At 35.5% G+C, this 18,341-nt stretch carries 16 protein-coding genes; 11 read left to right on the top strand and 5 right to left on the bottom strand.

Translation table 11 applies throughout. From position 1 onward, the window contains the following. The first annotated feature begins 55 nt into the window (after positions 1–55). Positions 56–1,114 (top strand): serine hydrolase domain-containing protein, encoded by a 1,059-nt coding sequence (locus F3J23_RS04995; RefSeq protein ID WP_167025079.1) that lies wholly within the window; start codon positions 56–58, stop codon positions 1,112–1,114. Between the two features lie 27 nt (positions 1,115–1,141). Next, the gene (locus tag F3J23_RS04990; RefSeq protein ID WP_167025076.1) at positions 1,142–2,611 is read left to right on the top strand and encodes a serine hydrolase domain-containing protein; all 1,470 of its coding nucleotides are present in this window, start codon (positions 1,142–1,144) and stop codon (positions 2,609–2,611) included. Positions 2,612–2,731: 120 nt separating this feature from the next. Here F3J23_RS04990 and F3J23_RS04985 read toward each other — a convergent pair whose 3' ends face one another. Together F3J23_RS04985 and F3J23_RS04980 are read right to left on the bottom strand one after the other, a co-directional pair. Further along, positions 2,732–3,370, bottom strand: coding sequence for a TetR/AcrR family transcriptional regulator (locus F3J23_RS04985; protein ID WP_167025073.1), 639 nt, complete (start codon positions 3,368–3,370; stop codon positions 2,732–2,734). Between the two features lie 911 nt (positions 3,371–4,281). Next, a complete protein-coding gene (locus F3J23_RS04980) occupies positions 4,282–4,929 on the bottom strand; it encodes a TetR/AcrR family transcriptional regulator (protein WP_167025070.1) in 648 nt (215 codons plus the stop codon). 357 nt (positions 4,930–5,286) lie between these two features. On the opposite strand from F3J23_RS04980, the gene F3J23_RS04975 reads away from it, so the two are divergent. Beyond that, entirely contained in the window at positions 5,287–5,955 is a 669-nt protein-coding gene (locus tag F3J23_RS04975) for a hypothetical protein (RefSeq protein WP_167025067.1), read from the top strand. A 98-nt stretch (positions 5,956–6,053) separates the two neighbouring features. On the opposite strand, the gene F3J23_RS04970 is transcribed toward F3J23_RS04975, so the two are convergent. Both F3J23_RS04970 and F3J23_RS04965 read right to left on the bottom strand, forming a co-directional pair. Beyond that, positions 6,054–6,554, bottom strand: coding sequence for an ankyrin repeat domain-containing protein (locus F3J23_RS04970; protein ID WP_167025064.1), 501 nt, complete (start codon positions 6,552–6,554; stop codon positions 6,054–6,056). A gap of 6 nt (positions 6,555–6,560) precedes the next feature. Beyond that, on the bottom strand, positions 6,561–8,084 hold the full coding sequence (locus F3J23_RS04965; RefSeq protein ID WP_167025061.1) for a catalase: 1,524 nt from the start codon (positions 8,082–8,084) through the stop codon (positions 6,561–6,563). Between the two features lie 462 nt (positions 8,085–8,546). Here F3J23_RS04965 and F3J23_RS04960 point away from each other — a divergent pair, with 462 nt between their 5' ends. The 6 genes from F3J23_RS04960 (at position 8,547) to F3J23_RS04935 (ending at position 15,580) form a co-directional block, all read left to right on the top strand. Then, positions 8,547–8,906: a prevent-host-death protein gene (locus F3J23_RS04960; RefSeq protein ID WP_167025058.1), complete on the top strand. Its 360-nt coding sequence runs from the start codon at positions 8,547–8,549 to the stop codon at positions 8,904–8,906. A gap of 392 nt (positions 8,907–9,298) precedes the next feature. Then, positions 9,299–9,652, top strand: coding sequence for a hypothetical protein (locus F3J23_RS04955; RefSeq protein WP_167025055.1), 354 nt, complete (start codon positions 9,299–9,301; stop codon positions 9,650–9,652). 130 nt (positions 9,653–9,782) lie between these two features. Further along, the gene (locus F3J23_RS04950) at positions 9,783–12,095 is read left to right on the top strand and encodes a TonB-dependent siderophore receptor (protein WP_167025051.1); all 2,313 of its coding nucleotides are present in this window, start codon (positions 9,783–9,785) and stop codon (positions 12,093–12,095) included. Between the two features lie 3 nt (positions 12,096–12,098). Beyond that, on the top strand, positions 12,099–13,544 hold the full coding sequence (locus F3J23_RS04945; RefSeq protein ID WP_167025048.1) for an ABC transporter permease: 1,446 nt from the start codon (positions 12,099–12,101) through the stop codon (positions 13,542–13,544). Next, positions 13,545–14,891: a DUF3526 domain-containing protein gene (locus tag F3J23_RS04940; protein WP_167025046.1), complete on the top strand. Its 1,347-nt coding sequence runs from the start codon at positions 13,545–13,547 to the stop codon at positions 14,889–14,891. It begins immediately after the preceding gene. Continuing rightward, positions 14,885–15,580 carry an ABC transporter ATP-binding protein gene (locus F3J23_RS04935; RefSeq protein ID WP_167025043.1) on the top strand — a complete coding sequence of 232 codons (696 nt, stop codon included), beginning with the start codon at positions 14,885–14,887 and terminating at the stop codon, positions 15,578–15,580. The genes F3J23_RS04940 and F3J23_RS04935 overlap by 7 nt, the downstream gene beginning before the upstream one ends. An 81-nt stretch (positions 15,581–15,661) precedes the next feature. On the opposite strand, the gene F3J23_RS04930 is transcribed toward F3J23_RS04935, so the two are convergent. Continuing rightward, positions 15,662–16,072 (bottom strand): DUF1573 domain-containing protein, encoded by a 411-nt coding sequence (locus F3J23_RS04930; RefSeq protein ID WP_167025040.1) that lies wholly within the window; start codon positions 16,070–16,072, stop codon positions 15,662–15,664. 160 nt (positions 16,073–16,232) lie between these two features. On the opposite strand from F3J23_RS04930, the gene F3J23_RS04925 reads away from it, so the two are divergent. Both F3J23_RS04925 and F3J23_RS04920 read left to right on the top strand, forming a co-directional pair. Next, positions 16,233–17,483 (top strand): sensor histidine kinase, encoded by a 1,251-nt coding sequence (locus F3J23_RS04925; protein WP_167025037.1) that lies wholly within the window; start codon positions 16,233–16,235, stop codon positions 17,481–17,483. 8 nt (positions 17,484–17,491) lie between these two features. After that, positions 17,492–18,175 carry a response regulator transcription factor gene (locus F3J23_RS04920; RefSeq protein WP_167025034.1) on the top strand — a complete coding sequence of 228 codons (684 nt, stop codon included), beginning with the start codon at positions 17,492–17,494 and terminating at the stop codon, positions 18,173–18,175. Positions 18,176–18,341 lie beyond the last annotated feature (166 nt).

Genomic DNA, 18,341 nt, shown 5'->3' with positions numbered 1-18,341 from the left:
AAGCTCCTTTCTCACATTTGTATCGTAATAATGTTTAACCATAAATAACGATACAATGAAAACTTCATTTAAACTTTTAGCAGTACTATTATTAGTAAGCACTTTTACTTTTGGACAAAATATTTCTCAAAAGATAGATTCATTAATCAAGGATAATTATCAAAAGAATCCTAATGTATCTATCAGCTTTGGCTTCATCAAAAATAATGAGGAATACTATACAGCCTATGGTAATCTAAATGCAGAGAGCCCAATTAAAATTAATAAAAATTCCATCTTTGAAATTGCATCGATTACTAAAATTCTAACTTCAAATTTAATAGCACAAGCTGCTCTTGACCACAAATTAAAATTAGATGATTATATAGACAATTATCTTCCAAAAGATTATACTCTTCATAAAAACCTTAGAAATAAAATAAAAATATCAGATCTGGCTTCTCACCAGTCCGGCTTACCTGATATTGATTTCGCAAAGCTGATACAACTTGATCCTCAGCAGCCTGTAAATAATGTAACTCAAAAAACATTAGCTGATATCATCAATAATTGCAGTGAACTTACTGATTATGGGAAATATCGCTATTCTACCATAGGATATACTCTGCTGGGACAAATATTAGAAAAGGTGTATGGCAAGAGCTACGATGAAATCATCAGAGCCAACATAATAGAGCCTCTACAGATGAGCAATACACTTACTAAAGATTTTAATGTAAAAAACAGAACTGTTGCCCATAATCCTGATGGAGGCATACAAGAGTTTTTTAAGTGGAATATTACAGCTCCTGCCGGATTGATTAAATCAAGTGCCTCTGATATGGTTACTTATTTAAAAGAGCTTTTAAATAATGAAACAAACATCGGTAAAGCAGCTATCCTTACAGAAAAGCTTTTCTATAAAGACGAAAAAAGAGAAATGGGATTAGGATTGAATATAGCCACAGAGGGGGCAGATATCCTTTATTTAAAATCAGGAGATTCTATGGGACAATCATCTATTATATGCTACAACAGGGCTAAAAACTGGGGTTTCATCATTCTTCTTGATCAAAGAAATTCAAAAATGAGACAGGATCTGCTGAATAAAATTAATGACATCATCATGAAATAAATAATAACTGAATAAGTAAAATAAATCATGAAAAACTTAATCTATATATGCGTTCTTCTGGGATTAGTGTCAAGCTGCCAGACAAGTAATCAAGCATTATCAAAACAAAGAGATTACAGCTTTCTTACTGATAGTTTGCGTATTAAGCCGCAATTAGAGAAATATAAACTTCCGGGATTCAGCATTGTCGTTTTTGAAAACTATAAGATTGCATATACCAATCAGTTTGGATTAAAATCAATGAATGCTCAAGAAAAGATAGATGAAAATACGGCCTTTTCCTGCGCATCTATTTCCAAGCCAATCACAGCTCTTCTTTGTCACATTCTTGAAGAGAAAGGATTGATCAACTTAGACGAACCCATAGATAAATATCTGAAAAGGTGGCATTTACCAAAAAGCAAATTAACTGAAAATAACATCCCAACCTGGAAGCCATTTTTCAACCATACCTCGGGGGCAAGTCAGAGTGGATTTGAGGACCATTATGAGGGAGAAAACATTCCTACTCTGCAGCAGAGTCTTATGGGACAGATTCCAGGATATAATAAAGAAATTGAATTCCTGTTTACTCCCGGAACTGACTGGCAATACAGCGGAGGTGGGTATGTAATTGTTCAGATGGCATTGGAAGACACCTTAAATAAGTCTATTGCAGAACTTGCGAACGAGTATATTTTTGCTCCACTTGGTATGAAAAATACCACAATGATACAACCCAACCAAAGTGGATTTCCCACCAATGTTGCTCTTGTACATGATAAAGACGGTAAGGTAATCAAAACTGGTCTGCCTATCACTCCACAAGTGGGACCATCAGGGCTGTGGTCTACTCCTACAGATCTTGCTCAACTTTCGATTGAGATACAAAATGCATTGCGTAACAAAAATAACAAAGTGATTTCTCATCAGGTAGCAAAGAAAATAACGGAAGTCTCCGCTTTAAAAAATGCAGTTGGGGGCTGGGGATATGGATGGCAGAAATCTTTTGGATATAATAATTATGAATGGTTTTCATGTAACGGCTCCAACACGGGAGTGGGCGGCAGCACTTTTGCAACAATGACAGACGGAAATGGTTTTGTTATTCTGGCTAATGGTGAAAAACCTAACCGTATTCCTGTGATAACTCAGGCGCAAAGAAAAATTCTGACACTGATGAACTGGGATGGGAAATCAGAGCATGAAGAAACTCAGGAAATACCTTTGGATCTAAAACAAAAACTAGCCGGAACCTATGATGATTTCCTTTATTCACAAAAAATGCCTACAAAAATAATAGAAAAAAATAACCGGTTATACGTTGAATCGCCAATGTTAGGAATGTTTAAGGGAAAAAATGATAACGAACTGATCTATCTGAAAAACGGATTATTTAAGCTTGTTGATTATCCTAATTTGTTAAAATTTGAGTTTGCCAATGGAAAACCAAGCTCAGTAACTTTAATAAGAGGCCGTCTGAATACTAAAGTTACTCTTATTAATGAAGAGAAATAATGTGTGATCTGATAGAGACAGAAAATATCATTGTAATAAACTCTAGTTAATTATACAAACAAAGGGGCAGATGACTGCCTCTTTTTATGTTTTTAAATTCGTTAAGATATCTGGTTGATATCAGAGATTTTCATACGTCTGATCCACTATAAAAGAGATTGCTTTTTTAATTTTTTCACGTCCTTCCGGGGTATTGGTATCTATACCACAGAAAAGGCTGCCGTTCAGAGAAGAAAACATATTCAGATAATAAAGTCCTGAAACCATAATCGCCATGATAGATCTGTAAACGTCCATTTTATCTTTGAAATGGGATTCCATCAACAATTTAAAAATATATTCTCCGTTTTCCTCCTGCGTATCGATCAGCTTTTTTAAAGACTTTCTAGGTTCCGATATTGTCCACAGCAATAGCTTCTGTGCTTCTTTATTCGTATATACATAATCAAACTGAGATTGCAGCATGGTTTCGATGAATGATCTTCCTCCATCTTCCAGATTTGGTTTGATTCTTTCAACCTCTTCGCTGGTTACTTTTACCCAATAGTCCTGTGTACGAACATATTCGTCCATCAAGCCGTCCATTCCGCCAAAATAGGTATAGATCATTTTTTTATCTACTCCTGCCATGGCAGCAATATCATTGATCTTTAATCCCGCATGTCCCTTCGTTTTCAGAATTTTCCCGACTGCATCCAAAAATTTTTTCTTACTGCGTTCTTTATTTCTGATGCTGCCTGCTGCTGACTTTCTTTCCATAACTAAAAATTCAATATACAAGTTTATGAAATTTTTTAATCATTTTAAACACTTTAAAGTGTCTTATTTTATATATTTGCAAAAACTAAAACCAAACCTATATCAAAAACACTGTGTGGTGAACGATGTAAAAACAATTCAAATTACATGATGTACCTTTGTTGATGCCCGTTTCGAATACTTGGTAATGGTGCTAAAAACAATACTGTGAACAGTATCATTAAATTTTTAATGGTGCTGTTTTTATTTAAAAAAAAATTCAGATAATTCTGATATCAGCTTCCCCAATTTCTCTATCACAAAGGGACTGAAAATTATCCAACTGATTAACAGATAATTAAGTAAAATTTAAAAAAAAATGTTTATTTTAGACACTGAGTAGTGTCTTAATTTATATATTTGCATAAACTAAAACCAACTATATATTAAAAACATTATTGAATTGAAAAAAAATGAAGCTTTTTACAACGGATCTTATCATCCGGCTCCCTCATCAACCTTTAAACGACTAAGGTAAAAACACACACTACAGCATCATTACTTTTCTAATGCTGCTGTTTTTATTTTATAGAAACTGTTTTCACCATATGAACCTTTAATAATTAAAACAATGAAATTTATTACACTGATTAACAATACATTATATTTTTTTTGAAAAATTTTAATCATTTTAGACACTACATAGTGTCTTAATTTATATATTTGCATAAACTAATACCATCTATATATAAAAAAACATTATCTAAGGTGAAAAACTAAAAGCAGTTCTTATTGAATTGTATTATTCGGTTCCCTCTGTTGAAGACATTTCGAACACTGAACGAGGGTAAAAACACACAAACAGCATCATTATAATTTAATGGTGCTATTTTATTTTACATATTCATATTTAGATACAGACTTCATATCACTTAGGGGTTATTTAGATTTTCATAGCACTGCTTCACCATAAAGGATACTGCTTTTTTGATTTTTTCACGTCCTTCCGGGGTATTTACATCTATACCGCAGAAAATACTGCCATTCAAAGCTGAAAATAAATTCAGATAATAGAGCCCGGATACCATAATAGCCATTATAGAGCGGAAGTCTTCTGCCTGCTTTCCAAAATGTGAGTCCATCATCAGCTTATAGATATATTCCCCGTTTTCTTCCTGTATATCAGTTAATCTTTTCAAAGACTTCCGGGGTTCGGATAATCGCCACAATAAGAGTTTCTGTGCTTCCTTGTTAGTGTAGACATAGTCAAACTGAGTCAGTAACATTCCTTCTGCAAACTGTTTTCCTCCGTCATCTATTTTAGGTTTTAATTTTTCAGTTTCTTCAAAGGTTACTTTGCTCCAATAATCCTGTGTCCGGATATATTCATCAATCAAGCCGTCAATATCTCCAAAATATCTGTAAATCATTTTCTTGTCCACACCGGCTGTAGCAGCAATATTACTCACTCTTAATGCTGCATATCCTTTCGTTCTCAGAATTTTTCCAACCGCGTCCAAAAACTTCTTTTTACTGCGTTCTTTATTTCGGATACTGCCTCCTGCTGCTTTTCTTTCCATGGTACAAATTCAAGAATACAAGTTTAAGGAAATTTTGAATATTTTACACACTTTATAGTGTCTTATTTTCATATATTTGCACCGATCTAAAAATCATCCTGTATAAAATACTATGTGGGTTGAAAACCACAAATTTAATTGCGTTATGTATCCTTGGTTAATAGAGTTAGTTCGGACATTAAAAATTAAGGTAAAAACACTAAATGCAGCAGCATCATTAGAGTTCTAATGATGCTGTTTTTATTTTCTTCTGAAAGATCCAGGTAAAGATAAAATACAGTAGATTCCCGGTTTTATAAATCCAATATTTTAGTTAATATTGCAAAAACCTAATAATCAAATAAAACTCATTACAACATGAAGAAAATTCTTATGCTTTGTGGTTTGGTACTTCTAACCGCATGCTCTAATCCTACGAGCAAAAAATACAATGAAGCTACTATGGCTGAAGATCTGAAAGAGATCGGAGAAAGTAAAAAATGGAACGAGCAGGATGCCGGTTTGTTTGCCGGATGGATCATAAGAGCAAAATTAAAAGGTGAATCTTTAGAAAATAAAACGTATCAGGGTATTCTTGATGAAGCAAAAAAAGCAAAATCTGAGGAGGAAGCGTTAGCTGAGAAAGCCAAAAAGGAAGCTGAAGCAAGAAAGCTGAAAATGAAAAATGCTCTTACTGTTACTATTTTTGCAAAGGAGTATATCCCGAGTAACTTTGATGTCGGAAGACTGGATGATTACAACTTATTTAAATATGCAATCCAGAATAAATCACCAAAAGAAATAAAAGCAGCCAAAATAAGCTTTAAGATCTTTAATTCTTTGGGAGAGCAGATTGGAGACTCTTACAGCATGGATTTTACAGATGACAGAATTGCCGCAAACAGTACCTTTAAGGGCGATGCTGCTTTCGATTACAACCAGTTTTCCAATGAAGATAAGAAAATTGCGACTGCAAAACTTGAAGACCTTACTTTTGACTTTGATGTACAGAAGATTGTATATTCTGACGGTTCAATTTTGGAATAAATGATAAAAACACCCTGAAAATCTGGATTTTCAGGGTGTTTTGTTTTAGTCTTTCTCAAAAAAATAAGATCAGTACTTTAATATATAACCTTAATATTTTAGTGTAAGAGTTGTACAGCTTCCTGGTTACCCTGCATTACAGCATGCTGCAAAGCCGTATTACCTCTGTTGTCTTTAGCCCGCTTGTCTGCACCATTTTCTATAAGAAGTTTAACCATCTCATTTTTCCCAAAAACAGCGGCATATATGAGAGCTGTTGCATCATTATAATTCCTCATATTGATATCAGCCTTATGGGAAAGCAATAACGGGATCATGTCTTTATACCCTTTGAATACAGCACCCATTAATGCCGTATTTCCGTTATCATCCTGCAAATCTGGCTGGGCTCCATTATCCAGAAGCCATTTTGCGGTATTATAGCTGTTATTATATACTGCTAAAATTAAAGGAGTATATCCCTGAGAATTTTTCGCATTTAAATCTCCCTTTACTTTAGATAATTCTGTTACATTATCTGATTTTGCATAAGAAAAAATGTCCTGTGCATTTATTTTGATAATGGCAAATATCATCATTAAGACCAAACTGTATTTCATCACTTTCTATTTTGAGGATAATAAGGATTCCAGTTGAGAACGGTCCATTTTAACATATTGAGCTAAGCGCTTTCCAAATTCTGAATCTGCCTGGTAGAAGTAAGAAATCATTTTAGCAACCACTTTCTTATTGGTTACACTGTTCAGAGCACTGCCCAGATTCTTAATCAGGTTATCCTGATCTTTTTTGCTGAAAGATCTGTAAAGCTCACCTGCCTGTTTAAAATTATTTTCTTTATCTATTTTGGATTGGACTGTTGAGGTACCTGCAGGGAAAACGGTTTGGGAGTATTTGAATTTTTTATGATCTGTCACTTCCGGCTTATCTGCTGAAGGCTGGTAATTGACTTCTCCGCTCTGAGGTCTTAATGACATAAATCCGTTTTGATTATAAGTAAAAACCTCATTTTTAGATGCATTTACAGGTAACTGTTGAAAGTTTCCGCCAATACGGTGTCTTTGTGTATCAAAATAGGAAAATAACCTTCCCTGTAATAGTTTATCTTCTGACGGTTCAATACCCGGAACAAGGGTACCCGGAGAGAAAGCCGCCTGTTCAACCTGCTGAAAATAGTTAACAGGATTCTGATTAAGAGTCATTGTTCCTACTTTTATAGATTTGGCAACAGATTCGGGCCATACTTTGGTAACATCTACCGGATTAAAATCCAGCTTTTCAAAATCATCTTTCTTCAACATCTGTACATACAGTTCCCATTTTGGAAAATTTTTGTTCTGGATAGCATGATAGAGATCTCTGGTAGCATGTTCTATCTGGGTGGACTGAATTTTATCTGCTTCTTCCTGAGTAAGGTTTCTTTCACCCTGCTTAGGAAGCCATTTATATTTCACATAAGTTACTTCACCTTTATTATTAACCCACTTAAAAGCATGTACTCCATTTCCCTGCATTTCTCTATAATTAGCAGGGATTCCATAATCAGAAAACAACCAAGTCAGCATATGGGTTGCTTCCGGGATGTTAGCCATAAAATCAAATACTCTGTTATTATCTGATGCATTATTGGTAACGGGAGATGGTTTAAAAGCGTGTACCATATCAGGGAATTTAATAGCATCTCTGATGAAGAATACCGGTAAATTATTCCCTACCAGATCATAATTCCCCTGATCTGTGTAAAATTTAACAGCAAAACCTCTTGGATCTCTGAAGGTTTCCGGTGATCCCTGCTGATGTACCACTGTAGAGAATCTTACCAATACAGGGGTCTTTTTACCTGCTTTTGAAAGAAAATCTGCCATTGTAACATCAGAGAAATCGGCATCGGCTACAAATTCTCCGATTGCTCCGGCCCCTCTTGCATGCACTACTCTTTCAGGAATTCTTTCTCTGTCAAAAGCTGCTAATTTTTCAATTAAGTGGATATCTTCCAGTAAAACAGGTCCATTATTACCTACCGTTTTAGAATTCTGGTTATCCCCCACAGGGGTTCCGGTATTAGTTGTCAGTTGCTGACCATACAATGCAGAGGTAATGAAAACCCCGGCTAAAAAAACATTCTTTTTCATAATCTTCTGTTTATAACGGGGCAAATATAGAAAGATGACAGCGTGGATCCTTCTCAATAGTTTCAATCCAAATGATTTATCAAATCTATTAATAAATAATAATCGATAGATAAAAACTACTATTTTATTAAAAATAAAGATCCCGGGAAAATAAATTCTATTTGTAATAACAATTTAAACTGACATTTGTATTGTTTTAAAACTTATAAAGTGGGTCGTTATCCCAAACATTTGAATAATTAGTGATGTATTTATTCATGTTTAAAGTGAGGTTTATTCACTAAATATCTGATCTTTGTGGTACCTTAATGATGATTTTATCCTGAAATTATTTGTATTATATTCCACGAAATGAAAGAGTAACGTCTTATTTTCAGAAATTTATTAAATTTTTATGAGTTTAATTTATTTTTTACTTTGTTTTTTTTCAGGTTAAGGGTAAATTTGCACAAAAATAAATTTATGAATTATACGCTTGAACTCAATACACAGGAACCCGATTCTAATATTGTATTTAACACAATTGTATTTGATTCGTTCAAGATTAATATAGTTGAAAGGTACATTAGATCAATCAAATCTCAGCCTAAATTATGTGAAGCTTTATTTAAAGTAAGAACCCTGGATGATGTTCTCATTAAAACAAGAGAAGATAACGGAAGAATCAAGATCAAAGGAGATCAATTTGAAACTTATCAGAGACTGAGAAGAGGCCTGAGTTCTTACGAATACAAGAATAAACTGATCAATAGGAAAGAGGTTGAAGAGAATTACGTTCATTTCATTTTGAGTCTGGTAATAGCCAACTATAATCTTAGTTAATACGCTTTTGGAGTTCATAACGGCTCTGACAGTAAATAAAGAATCAGGTTATAAAAAATTAAAGGTGCTCAATAAAGAGCACCTAATTTTATTATTATCTATTATCATCTGAATAGACAATCCGCAGAAAATTACGGTCTGTCCTTTTATTGATATATTAAGTTTCAATCTTGCTTTTCAAATTCAATGATTATTATTTTAACAATATTATCTCATATTTGAGAAAGCTACAGAGAAATAGATAGAAGCTAGTGTAAACTTATTTCTCATTCATATTTTCCCTAAAAAATACAGATCTATAAATAATAGAAATTGGAAAATAGGAGAAATATTTATCGAATTCGAAGTATCATTAAGTTTTTAAAGAATTAAATTGTACTTTTGTCTTCCATATGCAAAAATTTCTCAGAGTCTTTTTTGTTTTCACTTTACTTCTGATATTTGTTTCAAATGTCAGCGGTATTGGTATTTGTCTTGATCATGCTAAACATGCAAAAAGCAAAGTAATTCATAAAAAGGGTTCAAAAGAAGAAAAGATTCCTACTTTCTCTCAGGATGATGAATGCCAGTGTGTGCTGCATATGCACATGAACAACGTTCTTCTTCCTGAACGTCTGGACGTAAATTTTGCACTCAATTCTTCTAACGACAATGAAATGCCTCAGCCAAAGGCAATCTCATACCGTTGTCTCCTTGACTTTTTCAGCTCCAGGGCTCCCCCATCTGCATTTTTCACTGCAGCTTAATTTAAACTGCAACCATTTTACACATACAGATTCCTTAGTCTGTATAATAATTCCGTGGATATTTGTGCTTTACAAATAACAGGTATCCTTTTATTAATGTGGCATATCTAATGCCTGTTCAACCATTTTCATGATTACCTATAATTTTTATTATCCGGGAATAATTCATTTTATTTCCCCAAACCCTGTAAAGTTTTTCAGCTTAGGGCTTATTACAGTATCATCATTTTTCTATGCTCAGTCACATCCTGGGGATTCTCTATCAACAGAGGTACAAACTGTTGAAATTATCGGAAGAAAATCTAAAGATTATACTTCGGATTACTCTTTTGCCGCCACGAAAATTGCAATGAAAAACAAGGACTTACCTCTCACTCTCAACACGGTCACAAAGGAATTAATTACAGACCGACAGGCCTTCCAGCTTGGGGATGTGATGAAAAATGTTGCCGGCGTATCTCTTTCCAGTTATTATAATCAGTATAACATCCGGGGAATCAGCCAAAATGAGGAAGGTCAAATTATTAACGGAATGAGAACCAGGCAGTTTTATTTTTTACAGCCAATGACCTCTAATATAGAACGCGTAGAAGTCTATAAAGGTCCAGCAAGTATTACTATGTCCAGTGTTGATCCCGGAGGTACTATTAATATGGTGACTAAAAAGCCATTATCAATCGCCCGCCATGAGATCAGTTCATCGGGAGGAAGTTTTGACACCTATCGTATTACTACAGATCTTACCGGACCTTTGAATAAGAGTAAAACCCTGCTTTATCGTTTTAACGGAGCTTATCAGGATGCTCATTCTTTCCGGGACAATGTCAAAAACAGCGGGATATTGATCTCTCCTTCCCTCACGTTTATTCCCAATGAGAAAACATCTGTAAACGTAGAAATGATCTTTAATAATCTTCGCGGTAATCTGGACAGAGGACAGCCTATTTTCGGGGCGGTTGCAGGAAAAACAGATCTTAACAGTACCCCCAAGAGCTTAAACCTGGGAGATCCTGATGATTTTTTCAAAACCAGAGAACTTATTCTTATGGGAAGTCTTGCCCATCACTTTAATCAATCTATAAGCTTCAATGCTTCCTACATGAAACAGTACTGGAAAGAAAACCTTCAGGAACACAGAACAACCAATTCTTTTGCTCCTGACCTGAGTAATAAACCGGTCTCAAGCCTTGCTATGATGCAGTTTGTTCAAAGAAGGCAGAATTGGGCTACAGATAATATCAATGCTTATTTTAATTTTAAGTTTACTACCGGCGCTGTTCAGCATCAGGCATTAATTGGATACGATGGACAGCTGTGGGAAAAGCGCCAGGGAGGGCAGCAGAATGCCGCAAGAGGTTTTCTTTTGAAGGATGGCAGTGCAGTTTCTTCATTTAATCCGGCTAAAGCAGGTGATTATCAAACCTTCAATTATCATGGAATGATATTACCCAAACCTAATGTCAGTCCGTTTGATCTGAATCCCGGGGCGGAAAACCATCAGGGCATTGATTATAATACACTCAACGTGATTACTCCTTTACCGTCTGCTCTTACCACTACGCATGCGGCTTATATTCAGCATCTTTTCAGCTGGAAAAAGTTTAAAATATTATCAGGAATACGACAGGAATGGTTTCAGGATACCACTAATTATAAGGAGGTTAACGAATCCTCTTTTCAAAATAATAAATTGTTGTACAGATTCGGGATTACATACAGCATAACGGATCAGGTCAATGTATATGGAACTTATCTCACCGGTTATCAGCCACAATCCAATACAGTAACCTTAATGCCCAACACATCAAGCCTTACGGGTTCTGCAGCGAGATTTAAGCCTTTAACATCGGATCTCAAGGAAATAGGTGTTAAAGCACTACTTTTTGGAAAGATATCCATGAATATTGCGGTTTATGAAATTAACCAAAGAAATATTTTACTCAATGCCAACAACCCGTCACAGCCTGATGAGCTTACGCAACGCGGTGCAGACCGAAGCCGTGGATTTGAAGCTGAGTTTTCAGGGCATATTCTTCCAGAATGGCATATTTACGGAGGTTACAGTTATATTGATGCCAAAATCCTGGATGATACCAACCCGGATCTTATAGGAAAAAGAAAAGAAAATACGTCTAAAAACTCTGTCAATATCTGGACGCGTTATAACTTTTCAGCAATTAATTTTATTAAAGATTTCGGAATTGGTGCAGGAATGCTGTACCAAAGTTCAAAAGTACCATGGTTTACCCGCAGTTTTGAACTTCCGGCTTACGCTACAATAGATGCGGCATTATATTACGCTCCCGCAAAATCAAATATTCAACTGTCTTTTAATCTGAATAATATAACCAACAAAACTTATTGGATGGGAGCTCAGAATTATCTCCGGTTATTTCCGGGCTCACCAAGAAATTATTTACTAACTGCTACTTATAAATTCTAAACTATGGCAATTTCAAACTTACAACTGATTGTGAGGAAAACCAGGCAGGATCTTTTTAAAGGAAAACAGAATCTGCTTATCACCGTCACTGTACTCTTATTCTGTATGCTGAGTATCGGCATTGGTTTTACCAGATACACAGACACCTTTTCAAAAGTAAAAGAGTATCGGAAAGAAGTCCGGGAAAGCTGGGAGCACCGCCCGGATAAACATCCGCATCGTATGGCTCATTATGGCTATCTGGTATTCCGGATCGGACATCCGTTAAATATTTTTGATAACGGGCTGGATGATTATCTTGGAAACGTCATCTTTCTGGAGGCTCATAAACAAAACACGGCTAATCTGTCGGAAGCCGGAAGTTCAGGTATTTTGGTGAGATTCGGAGCCTTCACCAGTGCTTTTATTCTACAGAGCATTGTTCCGCTTATTATTCTTTTTCTAGGATTTGGTTTAATAGTCCAGGAGCGGGAGAATGCAACTTTAAAAATCATCAGCGTACAGGGAGCTTCGGGAAGGGATCTTATTTTAGGGAAAATTCTGGGATTATGGCAGTTTTCTCTGTTTTTTCTGCTTCCGGTAATTCCTGTTGTTTTCTTAGCAGCATTAGTCACGGAAGCAACAGATTGGGTTGATATTTTCACAAGACTATTATTCTTACTGCCGGGTTATATGATCTATTATTTTTTCATCTGTACTTTAACCGTTGTGGTTTCTGCCAACAGCAAAACTACGTCTTCAGCACTGATCAGCCTTATCGGGTTCTGGCTTCTTTTCATCATTGTTCTGCCTAAAGGGATTCAGTTTGCGGCACAAAACCTATATCCGGCTCCTTCCCGCATTGCCTTTGAAACCAATCTGGAAAAGGATATTTTAAAAGCCGGTGACAGTCATAATCCGGATGATCCTCATTTTAAAAAGATAAAGGATTCTCTACTGGCGCATTATAAGGTGCAGACAACTAACGAGCTTCCATTCAATTATGGTGGATTTGTTATGAAAGAAGGAGAAAAAATAAGCTCACAAATCTATATCAGACATCAGAAAGAACTGCAGGATATTTATAACAAACAACAAAGACTTACGGACATTTCCGGATTAATCAACCCTGCAATTGCCATTAAAAACTTTTCTATGATGGCAACAGGAACCGACTTTTTCTCTTACACTCAATTTCAGAAGCAGGCAGAAGACTACCGCTACCAAATGGCACAACATCTGAACGACTTACAGATTGAACATATCAGTAACATAAAACCTGAGAAAGGTGGTCCTCCGGCTATTATCGGAAAGGATAACTGGAAAAAATTCCCGGATTTCAGATATCAATATGCTTCTGTTTTTGACAGCATAAGAGAACAAATCATCTCTTTTGTTGCTTTAATAATCTGGCTGGCCGTATGTATAATTTTTATTGAGGTAAGTGGAAGAAAATTAAAATTAATCTAAATGAATCATTATTTATATACCCAATTTTATCGTAACAAAGCTTATATCATTGCATTGTTATTTTTATTCCTCGCCGGGCTTATGGCCATTTACACAGGAAAGAAATTCCTTGACCGGAATGAAGACATCATCTCCAGAAGCGGAGAATTTCAGAAAGAAAGTATTGAAAGAAATATAAAATTCCACAAAGATGACCTCGGGCTGGCTCTTTACTATATTAAATTTAATTTAGTGAATGAAACTCCGGAGCTGGCTGCTTTGAATATTGGCATGCGTGATCTGAATCCTTCTATTCAGGGAGTTACCATCAGAAACCTTGAAGAACAACGCTATAATTCTGATTTTTATAACCCGGCTAATGCGGCGGTAGGAAATTTTGATTTCAGCTTCGTTGTGGTTTTTCTCTTTCCATTGGTAATTGTGGCGTTCTGCTATAACCTGATTTCTGAAGAGGAAGAAAGAGGTACCTGGAAGCTGCTTTCTGTTCAAAGTGGTAATTTAACAAAGATCCTGGATCACAAGATGTTGATACGGTTTCTGGCCATAACCTTAATTTACACGGCTTTGATTATCATTTCCTGGGTTTGGCTCAGCATCCCTCTGGACAGATATTATCTTGCTTTTATCATTATTGGTCTTTTGTATATCATATTCTGGTTTGCTTTGTGCCGGTGGATTATTTCTTTCCGGAAGTCATCTGCTCAGAATGCCCTGATACTTCTTATTGTATGGGTAAGCATCAATTTTATTATTCCGATGGGCAGCAATATACTGATCCAAAAGCTTTATCCGGTGCATGAATCTCTTAAAGCGGTAATGCAGCAAAGAGAAGGATATCATAATAAATGGGACGAGGCCAAACAGCCTACGATGGAAAAGTTTTACAAAGTATATCCTCAATACAGAAAATTCACTGTTCAGGAAAGCGATGCATTTACATGGACGTGGTATTACGCAATGCAGCATATGGGAGATCTTGAATCTATGGAATCTTCAAAACAATATGCAGAGAAAATGAAGAAAAGAAATCAGGCAGCTATTTATTTAGGCTACCTGCTCCCTAATCTTCACACGCAGCTTACCGGAAGCCAACTGGCAAAAACCGATATCAATAATCATTTACAATATGCCTCCGGGTTAAAGAAGTTTCATGAGGGAAAACGTTTATTCTTTTACCCTCTTATTTTCTCAGGGAAAAATACGGAATCTGTAAACTGGAAGCTACAAGATATTCAAACATTCAGATTTTCAGAGCAATTAAAATTCTTACAGCTCTTCCTGCCCTATCTGGTCTTTATTATGCTGCTTATCATCCTTTCACAAATTAAATACAGAAAACTATGCTAAAAACAATCAATCTACATAAAAAATATAACGACTTTACAGCTCTTCAATCATTAAATCTTGAGGTCGGAAAAGGTGAGATCTTTGCTCTTCTCGGGCAAAACGGAGCGGGTAAAAGTACAACTATCAATATCCTTCTCGGGCTTATAAAAGCAACATCAGGAGATGCTTTTATTAACAACATCTCTGTAAATGAACATCCTCAAAAAATAAAAAAACATCTGGCTTATATCCCTGAAACGGTATTGCTTTACCCTCATCTTACAGGGATAGAAAATCTTGATTTCTTCTCCAAAATTGCAGGTTTCAACTATCATAAAGACGAATTATCTGAATTGCTTAAACGAACCGGTCTTCAGGAAACAGCCCATCAGAAAGCTTTAGGAGGATACTCTAAAGGAATGCGCCAAAAAGTAGGCATTGCCATTGCCCTTGCGAAAGATGCGAAAGTTCTTCTTCTCGATGAGCCTACCAGCGGGCTGGATCCCATAGCTACGGCGGAATTTACAGAAATTGTACGCCAGCTGGGTAAAGAAGGCAGAACGGTATTGATGGCAACTCATGATATTTTTAATGCGGTAAGTGTTGCCACCAATATCGGGATTATGAAACAGGGAGAACTGGTTCAGAATTTACCTTCTAAAGCATTTACAGCACAGGAATTACAGGAATTGTACCTGAAAACGATATAATTGTTTTACCAATTGAAAATCATGCAAATAAAAAACAGGCTGCCTTTTTACAAGACAGCCTGTTTTTATTTACAATATTAATTATTGAGTTACAACACCTTTAAAAGACAAGGTTTTAGGAGTTTTGCTCTCACTTGTAGTAACATTAACCGTTTTCATGAAAGGTCCCACTGCAGCAGCATTGAAACTTGCCTCAACAAAGCCTTTTTTCCCTGGCTGAATCGGAGTTTTTGTATAATCTGCTGTTGTACATCCGCATGATGGTGCTACATTCTCTATGATCACCGGTTTTGCGCTGGTATTGGTAAATTCAAATCTGATCAACTTTGGTTTTCCCTGCGGAATGTTCCCAACATCAATGGATTCTTTATTCCATTTAATAGCATCAGCAACTCTATGTACAATAGACGGAATTCCTTCAGAGATGACATTTGCATAAAAAGGAGAAAATGCTAAAACAGCAAGTAAAGCGGAGATTTTTAAATTTTTCATGTGTATATATTTTTATGATTAAACTCAGAATAACAATATTATCTTTAGCAAATGTAAAACGGATGGCTTATACATTTTGTTAACCGCTTTCTAACATTTGTTAATGAGTTGTTAATGATCTGGAATTAATTACTTTTTTTGGATAATATTGTTTCTGTAAATGGAAATCAAAAAACTCAATATCATTATTTCTTTGGGATTTGTAGCTATTATTGGTATTTTGATAGCTCAACTTCTCTGGACGCGACAGGCTTATAACCTCGAGGATCAGAAGTTCGATCAGAAAGTCAATATTGCCTTAATGGAAGTGGTTGAAAAATTATCCGGAGGCCAGACTTCTTTGACTGAAAATCCTGTACAGAATATTGCCAACGATTACTATCTGGTGAATATCAATAAAGAAATTCATCCTGCTGTTCTCGAATATTATCTGAAAACCGAATTTACCCGTTTCCAGATCAATACGGATTATGTATATGCCCTGTACAATTGTCATAACGATAAAATGATGTACGGAAAATATATATCCCCCAATCAGCAGAATACTAAAAGTAAGACTATTGATTTTCCGAAACACAAAAATCTTGTATATTATTTTTCTATCCGTTTTCCGGATAAAAATACTTACCTGGTAAGTTCCCTGAGATTCTGGTATCTTCTTACTTTCGCCATTATCATTATTTTGTTCGTATATGTGTATTCCATCTATACTATTATTCAGCAAAAAAAATTCTCGGAATTGCAGCGGGACTTTATCAATAATATGACCCATGAGTTCAAAACACCGCTCTCCTCTATTCTGCTGGCTTCGGAATCATTAAACAAACAGGAAGTAATACAGGGAAATCCCAAACTTAAAACTTATACTTCTATTATCATCAATCAGAGCTTAAAACTCAACAATCACATTGAGAAAATATTGAATATTGCTAAAAATGATGCCTCTGGCCTTTCTTTAAAGCCACAAAGGATCGTTTTGCTCCCATTTATTGAAGACATTGCAGAATCGGTTCGGCAAAAGAATGAGAATGTAAAAATCCGGGTAGCTGTTGAAGATGGAATTTCGATTATAGCTGATGAGTTCCATTTTAGTAATATTATTTATAACCTTCTGGACAACTCTGTAAAATATTGTGAAACAGATCCTGAGATTATCATTTCGGCTCATAAAAATACTAAAGGGCTCTGTCTGATGTTCAAAGATAACGGAATGGGGATCCCTGCTAAAAATATTCCTCATATATTTGATAAATTTTACAGGGTAAATACAAATAAAAGTGACGAAATTAACGGTTTTGGGCTGGGCTTATTTTATGTAAAAAAAATTGTTCAGCAGCACAATTGGAAGATATCTGTTGTGAATAACCCGGATACCGGAATCACCACCACTATTTTTTTCCCTGATAAATAAGGTAAGGAATGGATAAATCTAAAATTTTATATGCAGAAGACGATGAAACCATCGCTTTTCTGATACAGGATAGTCTTGAAGCTTATTACGAAATAAACCATTATGCAGACGGAAAATCCGCATTAGATGCCTTTAACAGTCATAATTTTGACATCTGCTTACTGGATATTATGATGCCAGGAATAAACGGTTTTGAACTGGCACAGGAAATACGCAGCCGTAATTCGGAAGTTCCCATCATATTCATTTCTGCCAAAGCGTTAAAAGAAGACCGAATTAAAGGTCTGAAAATTGGTGCTGATGATTACCTGGTAAAACCTTTCAGCATTGAAGAGCTTATCTTAAAAATTGAAGTTTTTCTTAAAAGATCAAGGAAAACAAATATCCTTACCTCCAGCTACAGAGTAGGAAAATATGATTTTGATCCCAGAAATTATACGCTAAAGGATCAGGAACAGCTCTTTACTCTTACACAAAGAGAATCTGATCTGCTCTTTTATTTTATCAACCATAAAAATACCATTCTGAAAAGACAGGATATATTAAAAGCCATATGGGGCGATGACGATTATTTTATGGGACGAAGTCTGGATGTTTTTATTTCAAGACTGAGAAAAGTACTTGCCCATGAAAATAATGTGGCGATCGAGAATATACATGGTGTGGGGTTTCGCTTTCTTGAGAAGAATTAGTTTCTTATCTGAATTCAGGTTGCAAACAACTTCCAGGTTTATAGTATAACCAAAGTGGAAAGCTAGGAACCTTAAAAGCACATCCATTCATATACAAACAAAAAAACCAGAAAAGGAGCTAAAAGTGATCGCAGCAGCTTCAACCGAAAACAAAAGAGAAAACGGG

This window comes from Chryseobacterium sp. Tr-659, from assembly GCF_011752975.1.
Taxonomy (GTDB): domain Bacteria; phylum Bacteroidota; class Bacteroidia; order Flavobacteriales; family Weeksellaceae; genus Chryseobacterium.
This window is presented reverse-complemented; position numbering and strand designations above follow the sequence as displayed.